This window comes from Pseudomonas frederiksbergensis (genome assembly GCF_003732665.1).
GTDB lineage: Bacteria > Pseudomonadota > Gammaproteobacteria > Pseudomonadales > Pseudomonadaceae > Aquipseudomonas > Aquipseudomonas frederiksbergensis_G.
This window is the reverse complement of sequence record NZ_MOBP01000012.1, coordinates 231,291-247,531: the sequence shown is the minus strand read 5'-3', so window position 1 is coordinate 247,531 and position 16,241 is coordinate 231,291. Positions and strand designations below refer to the sequence as shown.

The following is a 16,241-nucleotide window of genomic DNA, read 5'->3' as shown; positions in this document are numbered from 1 at the left end:
TGGCTGGCCGAAAAGGACTCGGACATCGGCGCTGAGGCCGGCCTGGCGCATGCGTTCGATCAGGGTCACGGCCAGCAGGGAGTGGCCGCCAAGTTCGAAGAAATGGTCGTGACGGCCGACACGTTCGACGTTGAGGACGTCCTGCCAGAGTTGCGCCAGGGTGGATTCGACTGCGCCGAGTGGGGCTTCGTAGCCTCGGGTGATGACGGAAGCCAGGTCTGGCGCCGGCAGGGCTTTGCGGTCGAGTTTGCCGTTGGGGGTTAGTGGCAGTGTGTCGAGGTGGACGTAAGCCGCCGGGAGCATGTAGTCCGGCAGTTGGGTTTGCAGGTGGCGGCGCAGTGCGTCGATATCGAGGGTTTGCGGCGCGGTGTAGTAAGCGACCAGGCGTTTTTCGCCGGGGATGTCTTCCCGGGCCAGGACGACGGCTTCGTTGATGTCTGCGTGCTGGGCGAGTTTGGTTTCGATTTCGCCGAGTTCGATGCGGAAACCGCGTATTTTCACCTGATCGTCGTTGCGACCCAGGTATTCGATGTTGCCGTCGTTCAGGTAGCGGCCCAAATCGCCCGTCCGGTACATCCGGCCGTTGGCGTTGAAGGGATCGTTGAGGAAGCGTTCGGCGGTAAGGTCTTCGCGGTTGAGGTAACCCCGCGCTACGCCTGCGCCGCCGATGTAGATTTCGCCGGGCACGCCCAGTGGCACGGGTTGTTGGTGTTCATCCAGCAAGTAGAACTGGGTGTTGGCCACGGGTTTGCCGATGTGGGCGGCGAAACCGTCTTCGCGGTCCATCGACACCCAACTGGAATAAGTCGTGGTTTCTGATGGCCCGTAGAGGTTGCACAAGCGCTGGACGCTGGTTTGTTCGAACAGGCTTTCGACCAGGCTGCGTTTGAGCGCTTCGCCAGCGACGTTGACGGTGTGCACGGTTTGGCTGAGGCCGCCGGATTCCAGCAACGCTTTAAGCGCTGACGGTACGGTGTTGATCAGCGTGATGTCGTCTTGCGGTTCCAAGACATTCTTAACGACCGTAATGCTGCCGCCCGAGGTCAGCGGCGCAAAACACTCGTAAACCGCGAGATCGAAGTTCAACGACGTGGAGAACAGGGTTTTCGCCAACGTGGCGTTATCAAACGACCGATGCGCCCACGTCAGGAAGTTCACGGTGTTGCGGTGCTCGATCATCACGCCTTTCGGCAACCCGGTGGAACCGGAGGTGTAGATCACATAAGCCAGATGCGCCGACGTCAGGCCTTCAATCGATGGATTGGAGACGGATTGATCCTGCCAAATGCTGCTATCGAGATTAACCACGGGCATCGAAGCGTCAGACAACAGCCCCAATGTGGCGGCTTGCGCCAACACCACCGCTGGCGCGCTGTCTTCCAGCATGTAAGCAATCCGATCCAGCGGATAAGCTGGGTCCAGCGGCACATAACCGCCGCCCGCCTTCAAAATCGCCAGCAGCCCAACGACCATATCGGCGTTTCGTTCGACGCAAATAGCCACCCGCGAATCCGCCCGCACACCCTGCCCAAGCAGGTAATGCGCCAACCGGTTCGCCCGCTCATTCAACTCGCGGTAACTCAGGCGTTGTTCGCCATAGATAACCGCCAGCGCATCCGGAGTCCGCTCAACCTGAGCCTCAAACAACCCATGAACCGTCTGATCAACCGGGTACAACGCTTCAGTGGCGTTAAACGTCACCAATAACTGCTCGGATTCAGCAGCGGGCAGGATCGACAACCCATGCAGCGGCGCCTCAGGCGTTTGCTCCAGCATTTCGATCAAGCCGTGCAGCGTCTGCTGCACATAACCGCAGATCCGTTGCGCACCGATCCGTGCCGGGGTCATGACGGTGAAGCTGAACGCCTCACCCTGATCGTCCACCGACAGGGTCAACGGATAGTTGGTGCGCTCTTCGCCGCTGAGCACCTCGATCCCGTTCCAGGCCGACAGCGCCTCAGTCGAGGTCATCGCTCCGGTGTGGCGGTAGTTGAGCAAGGCACTGAACAGCGGCGTCGGTGCCTCCACGCCACTGCAACGTTGCGCCAGCACCAGCGAGGCGTGCTCATGGCCGAGCAGCGCACTCAGCCGCGCATGGGTGGCTTTCACCCCGGCACGCACAGAGGTTGCGCCCAGGCTCACCCGCAAAGGCAAGGTATTGATGAACATACCCAGTGCACGGTCAGCACCGTCGCCGGCCTGCATCCGACCGACCAGCACGGTGCCGAATACCACGTCGTCCTTGCCCGACACCTTGGCCAGTACCTGCGCCCACACCAGATGATACAAACTCGCCGCGCTCACCCCGAGCTGGCGAGCCTGAAGCCGCAGTCGACGGCTCAGATCAGCGTCGATATCCTGGCGAAGTTCCTCGATCCCGCTGCCATCGCCCTGCACATCTTGCAAACCGAACGGCAGCGTCGGTTCATCGACGTCGCTCAGCATGTCGCGGAAAAAAGCTTCGTGGGCTGCGCGGCTCACGCCCAAGCGGGCCTGGGCCACGTAGTTGCGGTACGGCACCGAGGCCGGCAGACGTTGCGCCTGGCCGAGCATATGCGCTTCGATCTCCGAAGCGAGCATCGCCAGCGAGGTGGCATCGTCCACCAAATGATGGAACAACAGGATGCCGACCCAGCGTTGTCCGGGTTCATCCTGCGCATAGGCGATGCGCATCAGCGGCGCCTCGCGGATGTCCAGGCGATAGCGCCTCGGGTCGAAGCGTTCGTGCAGTTGTTCGGCAATATCACCGGCCGACGGTTCCAGCGAAACCCCTTCGACGACCAACCGCGCTTCACGCAGGACCACTTGCACAGGTTCAGACAGACCTTCCCAGAGCACCCCAGTGCGCAGGATGTCGTGCCGGGCGACGACCGCTTGCAGTGACTGGCCGAAGCTTTCCAGACGCGCGAAGCTGTCGAAGCCGAACATCACATATTGCAGATACGGATCACCCTGGGTCGCCGCCAAGTGGTGATACAAAATCCCCTCCTGCAACGGCGCCAGGGCATAGATGTCCTGCACATTGGCGATGCCGCCGGGCACGGTGGCGACGATGCGGTCGATGGCGTCCTGATCCAGGTCGGCCAGGGGCAGCATGTCCGGGGTGATGCGTTGGCAATCCGCAGTAATGCGATTCGCCGGAACCACGACTTCCGTCTGCTCCCCCACCGCTGCCGCCAGTGCCGCCAGGGTTGGTTGACCGAACAACACGCGGACATCGGCAGCCAGATCGACCTGGCGCATGCGTTCGATGAGTTTCACCGCCAACAGCGAATGGCCACCGAGTTCGAAGAAATTGTCATGCCGGCCGATCTGCTCGATCTTGAGCAATTCTTGCCAGATGGCGGCGATGGTCTGCTCGATTTCGCCTTTCGGCGCGGCGTATTCACGACTGGCGTAGGCCGCCGAATCCGGCGCTGGCAGAGCCTTGCGGTCGAGCTTGCCGTTGGTGGTCAGCGGGAACGCAGCCAGGGTCACGAAGGCGCTTGGCACCATGTATTCCGCCAGGGATTCCAGCAACTGCGTGCGCAAGTCCGCGACTGACAGCTCTGTGTCCTGATTGGCGATCACATACGCCACCAGGCGTTTGTCTCCCGGCTCATCTTCCCGGGTGATGACCACCGCTTCGCGCACGTTGTCGCACGCAGCGAGTTTGGCTTCGATTTCACCCAGCTCGATGCGGAAACCGCGAATCTTCACCTGATCATCGTTACGACCGAGGTATTCAACGCTGCCGTCCGCCAGCCAGCGACCCAAGTCCCCGGTGCGGTACAACCGCGCTTCGGCACGGCCGCTGAAAGTGTCGGGGATAAAGCGTTCGTTGTTCAGCTCGGGACGGTTCAGGTAGCCGCGAGCCACACCGGCACCGCCGACGTACATTTCGCCGACCACACCCACCGGCACTGGCTCGCGCTGGGCGTCGAGCACGTACAGTTGCAAATCTGGAATGCGCCCACCAATCGGGCTAATGCCAACAAGCTGAGCGTCGGCGGCAGTCAGTGGGCGATAAGTGACGTGCACCGTGGTTTCGGTGATGCCGTACATGTTGACCAGTTGCGTCTGCCCATTCTGCGAGCGGCCATACCAAGGCTTGAGAATCCCGGTTTCCAGCGCTTCACCGCCGAAAATCACCTGGCGCAATCTATGACTCAGGTCGCTTTCGCCCTGCGCCGCAATCAACTGGCGGAACGCGCTCGGCGTCTGGTTCAGCACCGTGACACCGGCCTCGCACAGCAGCGTGTAGCAATCCGCCGGCGAGCGACTGACCAGTTGCGGCACCACCAGCAAACGACCGCCGTGGGTCAGCGCGCCCCAGATTTCCCAGACCGAGAAGTCGAAGGCAAACGAGTGGAACAAGGCCCAGACGTCTTGCGGGCCGAAGTCGAACCACGGTTGCGTCGCCGAAAACAGCCGCGCCACGTTGCGATGTTCGACCATCACGCCTTTGGGCAAACCGGTCGAACCCGAGGTGTAGATCACATAAGCCAGGTGCGATGACGACAGGCCCGGCACCGACGGATTGGCGACGGATTTGCCCTGCCAATCGTCGCCATCGAGATTGATCAGCGGCACCGAAACCGCACCCAGCAGATGCTCAGTCGCCGATTGCGCGAGCACCGCGACTGGCGTGCTGTCTTCCAGCATGTAGCTGATCCGATCCTGGGGATACGCCGGGTCCAGCGGCACATAACCGGCGCCCGCCTTCAGAATCCCCAGCAGCCCGACGATCATCGCCAGGCCCCGTTCGACACAAATCGCCACCCGATCATCCGGGCGAATGCCCAGCTCGATCAGGTGATGGGCGACTTGGTTCGATCGGGCGTTAAGTTCGCCATAAGTCAGCGTCAACGCTTCAAACACCACGGCCACTGCGTCCGGCTGCTCAGCTACCCTGGCTTCAAACAAGCCCTGAATCGTAGCGTCACTGGCGAACTCGCCCAGCGGTGCATTCCAGGTGTCGAGCAACTGCCGACGTTCGGCCGCCGGCAAAATCGTCAGGTTGTGCAACAGCGTTTGCGGCGCGTGCTCCAGCGCATTCACCAGGCTTTCCAACGCCACTTGCATATAGCCGCAGACACGCTGGGCACCCACCTGCGATATCACCTGCGCCGTCAGGCTGAAGCCTTGGCCCAAGTCATCGACGCTCAATGTCAGCGGGTAGTTGGTGCGTTCTTCGCCGCCCAGCGCCTCGATTCCGCTCCAGGCCGCAGACTCGCCCAAATGGATAGGTTCCGCGTTGGAGTGTCGGAAGTTGAGCAACGCGCTGAACAGCGGCGTCGGTGCAACCACCCCACTGCAACGCTGGGCCAATGCCAGTGAGGCATGTTCATGCCCCAACAGCCCGGTTAGCCTTGCGTGGGTCGCCTTGACGGCGGCGCGTGCGCCCAGGGCGCCGACGCTGACCCGCAGCGGCAAGGTATTGATAAACATGCCCAGCGCCCGTTCGGCGCCCTCGCCGCCCTGCATCCGCCCCATCAACACGGTGCCGAACACCACTTCTTCGCGGCCCGACACCCGGCCGAGCACTTGCGCCCAGGCCAGGTGAACCAGGCTCGCGGCGCTCACACCGAGCTGCCGCGCCTGGGCTCGCAGACGCCGGCTGAGTGCGGCATCTACAGACTGTCTGGCTTCTTCGATATCACCGCCGTCGCCCTGCACATCCTGCAAACCAAACGGCAGCGTCGGTTCATCGATATCGCCGAGCATGTCGCGGAAAAACGCTTCGTGCTCCTCACGGCTGACGCCAAGGCGCGCCTGGGCCACGTAGTTGCGGTACGGCACGGCATCGCCCAATTGTTGCGACTGGCCGAGCAAATGCGCCTGCATTTCATGGCGCACCACTTCCAGCGCCGTGTGGTCGAGGGCCATGTGGTGAAACAGCAGCGTGGCGATCCAGCGCTGATCATCCTGGGCAAAACGGATGCACATCAGCGGCGCCTGGCGGATGTCGAGGCGATGGTGGCGGGAGTCGAAACTCGCCTGCATCTGCGCGAGGATGTCACCATCCTGATCCGGCATAAACGCTTGCTCGACACTCAGCACAGCATGGCGCCAGACCACTTGCACCGGCTCGTCCAGCCCTTCCCAGGCCATCGAGGTACGAAGGATGTCATGGCGATCAATCACGCCCTGTAAGGCCTGGGTGAAATCGTCCAGGCGCGCGCGGCTGTCGAACGCGAATTGTGCCTGCAGCACGTACGGATCGCCCTGCTCGGCGGCGAGGTGGTGATAGAGGATGCCTTCCTGCAACGGCGCCAGGGGGTAGATGTCCTGCACGTTGCCGGCGCCGCCGGGGACGCAGGCGACGATGCGTTCGATGGCGTCCTGGCTCAACGTGACCAGCGGCAGCATGGCCGGGGTGATGCGTGCGCAATCCAGCGCAATCAGATTCGCGGGAACCTCGACCTCGCGGCTGTCACCGCCGACCGCTGCGGCCAGCGCGGCCAGGGTCGGTTGACTGAACAGCACGCGTACATCGGCACTCAAACCGGCCTGACGCATGCGCTCCATGAGGCTGACGGCCAACAGCGAATGGCCGCCCAGTTCGAAGAAGTGATCGTGACGACCAACCTGTTGCACATTGAGGACTTGCGCCCAGATTCGCGCCAATGTGATTTCGGTTTCGCCGAGGGGAGCTTCGTAGCCGTGGGTGATAACGGCATTCAGATCCGGTGCCGGCAAAGCCTTGCGGTCGAGTTTGCCGTTGGGGGTCAGCGGCAAGGCGTCGAGGTGAACGTAGGCCGACGGCAGCATGTAGTCAGGGAGTTGCGCGTGCAGATGGCGGCGCAAGTCGTCGATGTCCAACGCTTCTGGCGCCGTGTAGTACGCGACCAGGCGCTGTTCGCCGGGCACGTCTTCCCGGGCCACGACCACGGCTTCCTTGACTTCAGCGTGTTGAGCCAAACGGGTTTCGATTTCGCCGAGTTCGATACGGAAGCCACGGATTTTCACCTGGTCGTCGTTGCGGCCCAGGTATTCGATGTTGCCATCTGGCAGGTAGCGGCCCAGATCGCCCGTGCGGTACATCCGGCCGTCGGTGCTGAAGGGGTCGCTGAGGAAACGTTCGGCGGTGAGGTCGTCGCGGTTCAGATAACCCCGCGCCACGCCGCCGCCGCCGATGTAGATTTCGCCCGGCACGCCCAGTGGCACGGGTTGTTGGTGTTCATCCAGCAAGTAGAACTGGGTGTTGGCCACGGGTTTGCCGATGTGTGCCGCAAAGCCGTCTTCACGGTCCATCGACACCCAACTTGAGTAGGTCGTGGTTTCCGAAGGGCCGTAGAGGTTGCACAGGCGCTGGACGCTGGTCTGTTCGAACAGGCTTTCCACCAGGCTGCGTTTGAGCGCTTCGCCGGCGACGTTGACGGTGTGCACGTTGGCGCTTACACCGCCCGATTCCAGCAAGGCTTTAAGCGCCGACGGCACGGTGTTGATCAAGGTGACGTCGTGCTCGCCCTTCAACAGTTCCAGCACATTAGTGACGACATCGATGCTGCCGCCGGAGGTCAGCGGTGCGAAGCATTCATAGACCGCCAAATCGAAGTTCAACGACGTCGAGAACAGGGTTTTCGCCAACGTCGATTCGTCGAACGAACGATGCGCCCAGGTCAGGAAGTTCACCGTGTTGCGGTGTTCGATCATTACGCCTTTGGGCAACCCGGTGGAACCGGAGGTGTAGATCACGTAGGCCAGATGCGCCGAGGTCAGACCTTCAATCACAGGGTTGGAGACGGATTGCTCCTGCCAAATGCGGCTGTCCAGATTGATCAGCGGCATCGACGCTTCGCTCAGCAACCCCAGTGTGGCGGCTTGCGCCAACACCACTGCCGGCGCGCTGTCCTGCAACATGTAGGCAATCCGATCCAGCGGATAAGCCGGGTCCAGCGGCACATAACCGCCCCCAGCCTTCAAAATAGCCAGCAACCCGACGACCATATCCGCCGTGCGCTCCACACAAATCGCTACCCGAGAATCCGCCCGAACACCCTGCCCGCGCAGATAATGCGCCAACCGGTTCGCCCGCTCATTCAACTCGCGATAGCTCAAGCGCTGCTCACCATTGACCACTGCCAGCGCATCCGGCGTGCGCTCAACCTGAGCTTCAAACAGCCCATGGACCGTCTGGTCCAGCGGATACTCAGCCTCGTTAGCATTGAACCCGGCCAACTGCCGACGCTCGTCCACCGACAAAATATCCAACGCCTCCAGGGATGACCCAGGCGCGAATTCCAATGCATCCACCAGGCTCGCCAACGCCGTTTGCATGTAGGCGCCCACCCGCTCAGCGTCCACCGCTCCCGCCGTTTGCACGCTCAACAGGAAGCCTTCGCCCTGGTCGTCCACCGACAACATGCACGGATAGTTGGTGCGTTCCATCACACCCAGCACTTCAGTGCCGGCCCACAGCTCGACGCCATCGTTGTCCTGGTGCGCACTGTGTCGGTAGTTCAGCAAGGCACTGAACAGCGGCAACGACGCCGGCACCCCACTGCAACGCTGGGCCAGTGCCAGCGACGCGTGCTCATGGCCGAGCAGCGCGGTGAGCCGCGCATGGGTCGCCTTCACGCCACTGCGCACGTCCTGCTCGCCCAGTTTCACCCGCAACGGCAAGGTGTTGATGAACATCCCCAGCGCCCGGTCGGCGCCTTCGCCACCCTGCATCCGCCCGAGCAAAACGGTGCCGAATATCACATCGTCGCGCCCGGAAACACGCCCCAACACCCGCGCCCATGCCAGATGATGCAGGCTCGCCGCACTCACCCCCAGCAGTCGCGCTTGAGTGCGCAGGCGCTGGCTCAGGACGGGATCAAGGTTGAGCTTGACCTCCTGGATGCCACGGCCATCGCCCTGGACCTCACGCAGACCGAACGGCAGTGTCGGTTCGTCGACATCGCCGAGCATGTCGCGGAAGAAGCGTTCATGTTGCTCACGGCTCACGCCCAGCAGGGCCTGGGCCACGTAATTGCGATATGGCGTGGCCGGGCTCAGCCCCTCGGCTTCACCGTTCTGGTAAACCAGCATCTCGTCGTGCATCACGTCCAGCGCGGTGTGGTCGAGGGCGATGTGGTGGAACAGCAGGATCGCCACCCAGCGCTGGTGGCTCGCGTCCCAGGCACAGGCCAGGTGCATCAGCGGCGCGTTGCCCAGGTCCAGACGGGTGTGGGCCGGGTCGAAGCGCCGGGCCAATTGGCTGGCGACATCGCCCAACGCCGGATCGGCTGCGATGTCTTCAACGCTCAGGGTTGCCTGGCGCAAGACCACTTGCAACGGCTGGTCCAGGCCTTCCCAGACCATCGCCGTGCGCAGGATGTCGTGGCGATCGATCATCGCCTGCAACGCCTGGATAAACCCGTCGAGTTGGGCACGGCTGGTCATGGCGAACGACGCTTGCAGCAGGTACGGATCGCCCTGCTCAGCGGAAATATGGTGGTAGAGAATGCCTTCTTGCAGCGGCGCCAGCGGGTAGATGTCCTGCACGTTGCCCGTGCCACCCGGGACTTTGGCCACGACGCGGTCGATGGTGTCCTGGTTCAATTTCACCAGCGTCAGCATTGCCGGGGTGATAAGTGAGCAATTCGGGGTAATGCCATTCGCTGGCACCACCACCTCATTGTTGCCACCCACCGCCGCCGCAAGTGCCGCCAGGGTCGGTTGACCGAACAACACTCGCACATCAGCGCTCAAACCGGCCTGGCGCATGCGTTCGATCAGCTTCACTGCCAGCAGCGAATGCCCACCGAGTTCGAAGAAATGATCGTGCCGCCCAACCTGCGCCACGCCGAGCACGTCGGCCCAGAGGCTGGCCAGGGTTGTTTCGACCTGACCGATGGGCGCTTCGTATTCACGGCTGGCAAAGGCCTCCGCCTCCGGGACCGGCAAGGCGCGGCGGTCGAGTTTGCCGTTGGGCGACAGCGGCAGTTTTTCCAGCAGCACATAGGCTGCCGGGACCATGTAGTCCGGCAACAGGGCCTGAAGATGGGCGCGAAGCGAATCAGCGTCCGGCGCAGTGCCGTCCGTTTGCGCGGTGAAGTACGCCACCAAACGCTTGTCGCCGGGGCTGTCCTCACGGGCCAACACGGCCGCCGACCTGACGCCGGCATGCTGGCCGAGGCGGGATTCGATCTCGCCCAGTTCGACGCGAAAACCACGGATCTTGATCTGATCGTCGTTGCGGCCCAGGTAATCGATGCAGCCATCCGCCTGATAGCGGCCAAGGTCGCCAGTCTTGTACAGACGCCCCTCAGCGTTGAACGGATCGCGAATAAAACGCTCGGCGGTCAGTTCCGGGCGATTCAGGTAGCCGCGAGCCACGCAGGCACCGCCAATATGGATCTCGCCGGCCACGCCGACCGGCACCGGTTGCAGGTGTTCGTCCAGCAAGTAAATGCGGGTGTTGGCCACCGGTTGGCCGATGGCGGGCAGGATTGGCCAGCTCGCCGCATCGTCCGCCAGGGTCAACGCCGTGGTCACGTGGGATTCGGTCGGGCCGTAATGGTTGTGCAAACGGCAGTCTGGCAGGCGTTCGAAAAACCCACGGATCTGTGGCGTGATGCGCAATTGTTCGCCAGCGGTGATGACATCCCGCAGCCCGCAGGCCAGTGGTCCGCTCGCGCCATCGCTGATCACCGTTTCCGCCAGGGCTTGCAGCGCCACGCACGGCAGGTACAGGCGTTCGATGTTTTGCTGGGCGATATGCTGGAACAACGCGTGGAAATTCAGGCGGGTGTCGGCATGGATCAGCGACAACTCGGCGCCCGCGCAGAGGGTGCTGAACACTTCCTGGAACGCCACGTCGAAACCGAGGGCGGCGAACTGCAAGGTGCGCGCCGGCACTAGCTGCGCGATTTGCCACTGCATCAGGTTGACCAGCGGCGCGTGGGCCATGGCCACGCCTTTCGGTTGGCCGGTTGAACCCGAGGTGTAGATCACGTAGGCCAGGTGATGCGGGGCCAATTCGCGAACATCGGGATTGGCTGTCGGCTGACCGCGGAAACCGGCGTCGAGCAGCAACACCGGCACGCTCACCTGCGGGAATCGTTCTTTCAAACGGCTTTGGGTCAGCAGCACTTTCGGCGCGCTGTCCTCCAGCATGTACGCCAGGCGTTCGGCGGGATACGCCGGGTCCAGCGGCACATAACCGGCGCCGGCCTTGAGAATGCCGATCAGCCCGGCGACCATTTCCAGGCTGCGGTCCACGCAAATCGCCACACGTTCGTCGGCAGCGATGCCCAGTTCGATCAGGCGATGGGCGATCTGGTTGGCGAGCTGATTGAGCTCGCCGTAACTCAGGCGCTGGTCTTCATAGGTCACCGCGATGGCCTCAGGCTGCGCGGCGGCATGGGCTTCGAATAACTGATGGATCAGCCCCGACGGATAGTCCGCGTCGAAAGCATTGAAGTCGTTGAGCAACTGCCCGCGCTCGGCGTCGGGCAGGAAGGCGAGGTTGTGCAGCGGCGTATTCGTATCTTTATCAAGGGCATCGACCAACGCTTCAAGCACGGTGTGCATATAGCCGCAGACGCGCTGGGCGCCAATCCCGGCGACGGCTTGCACCGTCAAGCCGAACGATTGACCGAGATCGTCCACCGACAGCGAGAGCGGAAAGTTGGTCCGCTCTTCGCCACCGAGGATCGTCACACCCGCCCAGAGCCGGGCATTGCCCGCATCTTTCGGCGCCTGCGCGCCCACGGCGCCGTGGCGGTAGTTCATCAACGCGCTGAACAACGGCGCCGGCGCGGCAACCCCGCTGCAACGTTGGGCCAGGGACAACGGCGCATGCTCGTGGCCCATCAGTGCCGCCAGCCGCGCATGGGTGGTTTTCAGCGCGGCCAGGACACCCTGCCCGCCTGCATCCACCCGCAGCGGCAAGGTGTTGATGAACATGCCCAAGGCACGCTCGGCATCTTCACCGCTGTGCAATCGGCCCATCAAAACGGTGCCGAACACCACATCCTGACGCCCGGCCAAACGCCCGACCACCTGGCCCCATGCCAGGTGATGCAGGCTGGCGCTGCTGACGCCCAACCGCCGGGCCTGGGCGCGTAACCGCTGACCCAGTTCGGCATTCAGCGGCAGCGACGCCTCTTCCATGCCGCTGCCATCGCCCTGCACATCCTGCAAACCGAACGGCAGGGTCGGCTCGTCCACGTCCCCCAGCATCTCGCCGAAAAACACTTCCTGTTGCGCGCTGCTCGCCGCGAGTCGAACCTGCGCCACGTAGTTGCGATACGGCACCGACACCGGCAACTGTGCCGAACGGCCCTCGCTGAAGGCCTCGATTTCCTGGCCCAACAGTGCCAGCGACGTCGCATCGTCGATCAAATGGTGGAACAGCAGAATCGCCACCCAACTCGCGCCGGCCACGTCTTCGGCGAAGTGAATGCGCATGAGCGGGGCCTGGCGCAGGTCGAAGCGGGTGTGGCGTGGATCGAAACGGGTTTGCAATTGATCAGCGATATCGCCCTGGGCCGGGTCCAGCACAACCTCATGGGCGCCGATCCGCGCTTCGCGCCAGACCACTTGCACCGGTTCGTCCAGCCCTTCCCACGCCACCGCGGTGCGCAGGATGTCGTGGCGTTCGATCACCGATTGCAGGGACTGCACGAAGGTGTCCAAGTGTGCGCGACTGCCCATGCGCAGCGTGGCTTGCAGCAGGTACGGGTCGCCGATTTCGGTGGCCAAGTGGTGATAGAGAATGCCTTCCTGCAGCGGGACCAGGCCGTAGATGTCTTGCACATTGGCCACGCCACCGGGAACGCTGGCGACGATACGGTCGATTTCGTCCTGGCGCAGTGTGGCCAGGGGCAGCATGTCCGGGGTGATGCGTGCGCAGTGCGGCGTAATGCCGTTGGCCGGGACGATGATCCCGGTGCTTGCACCTGCGGCGGCGGCAAGCGTGGCCAGGGTTGGCTGGCCAAACAACACGCGCACATCGGCATTCAGGTTGACCTGACGCATGCGCTCGATCAGCTTGACCGCCAACAGCGAATGCCCGCCCAGCTCAAAGAAGCGGTCGTGACGCCCTACCTGTTCGACCCCCAGCAGCTCGACCCACAACGCCGCGAGAGTAATTTCCACCGCGCCCACTGGCGCTTCATATTCACGGCTGGCATAGGCTGTTGAATCCGGTGCCGGCAAGGCCTTGCGGTCAAGTTTGCCGTTGGCGGTCAGCGGGAATGTCCCCAGCGTCACGAACGCGCTGGGGACCATGTACTCGGCCAACGAGCCCAGCAGTTGGGTGCGCAATTGCGTGGCGGACAGTTGTTCACCGTCCTTGGCGATCACGTATGCCACCAGGCGTTTGTCCCCCGGTTCGTCTTCCCGGGCGATGACCACGGCGTGACGCACGTGGTCGCACGCCGCCAGTTTCGCTTCGATTTCGCCCAGTTCAATCCGGAAGCCGCGGATCTTCACCTGGTCATCGTTGCGCCCCAGGTATTCCAGGTTGCCGTCCGCCAGCCAGCGGCCGAGGTCACCGGTGCGGTACATCCGCGCATGGGGTTCAGCGGCAAACGGATCATCGATAAACCGTTCTGCGTTCAACTGCGGCCGGTTCAGGTAACCCCGGGCCACGCCGGCGCCGCCGACATACAACTCACCCTCGACACCCACCGGCACCGCTTGGCCGTGGGCATCGAGCAGGTACAGGCGCAGATCGGGGATGCGCTTGCCGATCGGGCTGACGCCGATTAATTGCGCATCGGCGGCGGTCAACGGGCGATAGGTCACGTGCACCGTGGTTTCGGTGATGCCGTACATGTTGACCAATTGCGTTTTCGCATTGGTTTCCCGGGCATACCAAGGCTTGAGGATGCCGGTTTCCAGCGCTTCACCACCGAAGATGACCTGGCGCAGGCTATGGCTCAAATTGCTTTCGCCCTGGGCCGCGATCAACTGGCGGAACGCGCTCGGCGTCTGGTTCAGCACCGTCACGCCGGCCTCGCACAGCAGCGCGTAGCAATCTTGCGGCGAACGGCTGACCAGTTGCGGCACCACCAGCAAACGGCCGCCATGGGTCAACGCGCCCCAGATTTCCCAGACCGAGAAATCGAAGGCAAAGGAATGGAACAACGCCCAGACGTCTTGCGGGCCAAAGTCGAACCAGTCCTGAGTCGCGCAAAACAATCGGGCAACGTTGCGATGTTCGACCATCACGCCTTTGGGCAGACCGGTCGAACCGGAGGTGTAGATCACGTAGGCCAGGTGCTGTGCCAGCGAGCTGACATCGGGGTTGTGCACCCGATCCGACGCTTCGAGCTGATCAAGCAACAACACCGGCGCATCAACAGCCGGCAGCAGTTCAAGCACTGCCGATTGAGCCAGCAACGCTACCGGCGCGCTGTCATCGAGCATGAACGTCAGGCGTTCCAGCGGATACGCCGGGTCCAGCGGCACGTAACCGGCGCCGGCCTTGAGGATGCCCAGCAGGCCGACAATCATCTCCAGCCCACGCTCGACACAAATCGCCACCCGCTCATCCGGGCGCACGCCAAGGTCCAACAGGCGATGCGCGACCTGGTTAGCCCGGGCATTCAACTCGCTGTAAGTCAGGCGCTGATCTTCAAACACCACTGCCACGGCATCGGGTTGCGCAAGCACCTGGGCTTCGAACAAGCCATGGATCGTGCGGTCCTGCTCGTACACCGTCTCAGTGGCGTTCCAGGTTTGCAGCGTCAGGACTTCGGCCGGCGTCGGCAAAACAAACCCGTGGACCGGCAAACCGTGATCCGCCAAACCCTGCTCCAGCACATGCATGAAGCGCTCGACCATCGCCTCGACATCGGCTTCTTTGAAATACGCCTCGTTGTAGGTGAAGTGCATCCACGCCGTTTCGTCGTGGGGGCTGGTGCGGATGTGGATGGTCAGCGGCGTCTGTTCGTGGTTGCTGGAACTCTTCACCACACTGGCCGGCGCCTGGCCGTACAGGAACTGATGGTCGACTTGTTCATAGGAGAACGACAGGTCGAACAACTGGGCGCGGTCGTCGCGACGCAGGCCCAGGGAACGGTTCATATCGCTGAGCGGGTAACGCTGGTGGCGATAATCCTGCTTGAGGGTGCGCGCAATCTCCTGGGCCAGTTCCGCAAACGACAGCTCATCACTGAATTGCAAACGCACGGCACTGACCTGGGTGAACAAGCCCAGGGTGTTACGGAAACTGGCGTTGGAGCGGTTGAGGATCGGCAGGCCGATCACCAGCTCATCCCGTTGCGGCGTGCGCACAAAATAGACATACAGCGCCGCCAGCAGCACATGGAAGCGCGACACCTGGAGCGATTGCGCCAGGACATCGATGCGCTCGTTCAGCGAATGCGGATAGCGTTGGGTGACGACTCGGCTCGGCGCCCCACGGTCCGGGTACTGATCGCGGTAACGGGCGACGAACAACGGCTCCGGCACATCGCGGTATTTCTCCAACCAATAGGCCTGGTCACGCTGGAAGCGCGGGGACTCACGATAACGGGCATCGTCATGGATGAATTCCACATAGGACGGCGCCGCCAGCTCCGGCACTTCATCGTTTTCCAACGCGCTATACAGCACGCCAACCGAATCGAACATCAGGCTGATGCCCCAGCCGTCCTGGATCAGATGATGGACGTGGGCGACGAAATAGAACGACGCGTCACCGAGCTTGGCCAGATGAAAACGGAACAGCGGACCACCGTCCAGCGCAAAGGGACGCTCAATCTGCTGCTGCATCCAGGCTTGCACCGCGGCCTCTGGGTCGGCGCTATCGGAGAAGTCCTGCAACGGCACCTGCTCCGCCATGGCAGCGGCCAACGCCTGCATCGTCGCGCCCTCTTCGCCCACGTTGGGCAGCAACACCGTGCGCAGGGCATCGTGCTTTTGGATCAGCAGATTGATGGCCCGCTCAAAGCGCTCGGGGTCTACGCTGCCCTTGATCTGGATGTAGCCACCGATGGTGTAGAGCGGCGAGTCGCCCTGGGTCATCTGGTCGAGCCAGATGTCGCGCTGTGCGGCGGTCAATGGGTAGGCAGGCGACAGATCGAGACGTTGATTCATGCCCGGCACTCCACTGCACGCACGGCCTCAGCCACGGAAAAACCTGTCGCGACAAAGTCGCCCAACACACGAGCAGCGATAAATTTCATAAGTTCCTTCTCGAAGATTTGTCAGTGCCACCCGACGCAAAAGGCGCCGGGCACGCTTGGAGTGGGTATGGAATCAGTGCGCCGAACCGGCCTGTGGTCAGGCTCGGCGGCGATGCAGGCAGATGTGGC

The 16,241-nt window shown here is 62.7% G+C and carries 3 pseudogenes; all 3 read right to left on the bottom strand.

What is annotated here, in order from left to right:
* Positions 1 to 30: 30 nt before the first annotated feature.
* Positions 31 to 6,312 (bottom strand): annotated as a pseudogene (locus BK665_RS35520) (amino acid adenylation domain-containing protein); the annotation flags it as partial.
* A 168-nt stretch (positions 6,313 to 6,480) separates the two neighbouring features.
* A pseudogene (locus BK665_RS35515) lies at positions 6,481 to 9,504 on the bottom strand (non-ribosomal peptide synthetase); the annotation flags it as partial.
* A 120-nt stretch (positions 9,505 to 9,624) separates the two neighbouring features.
* Positions 9,625 to 16,023 (bottom strand): annotated as a pseudogene (locus BK665_RS35510) (amino acid adenylation domain-containing protein); the annotation flags it as partial.
* Between the last annotated feature and the right edge of the window lie 218 nt (positions 16,024 to 16,241).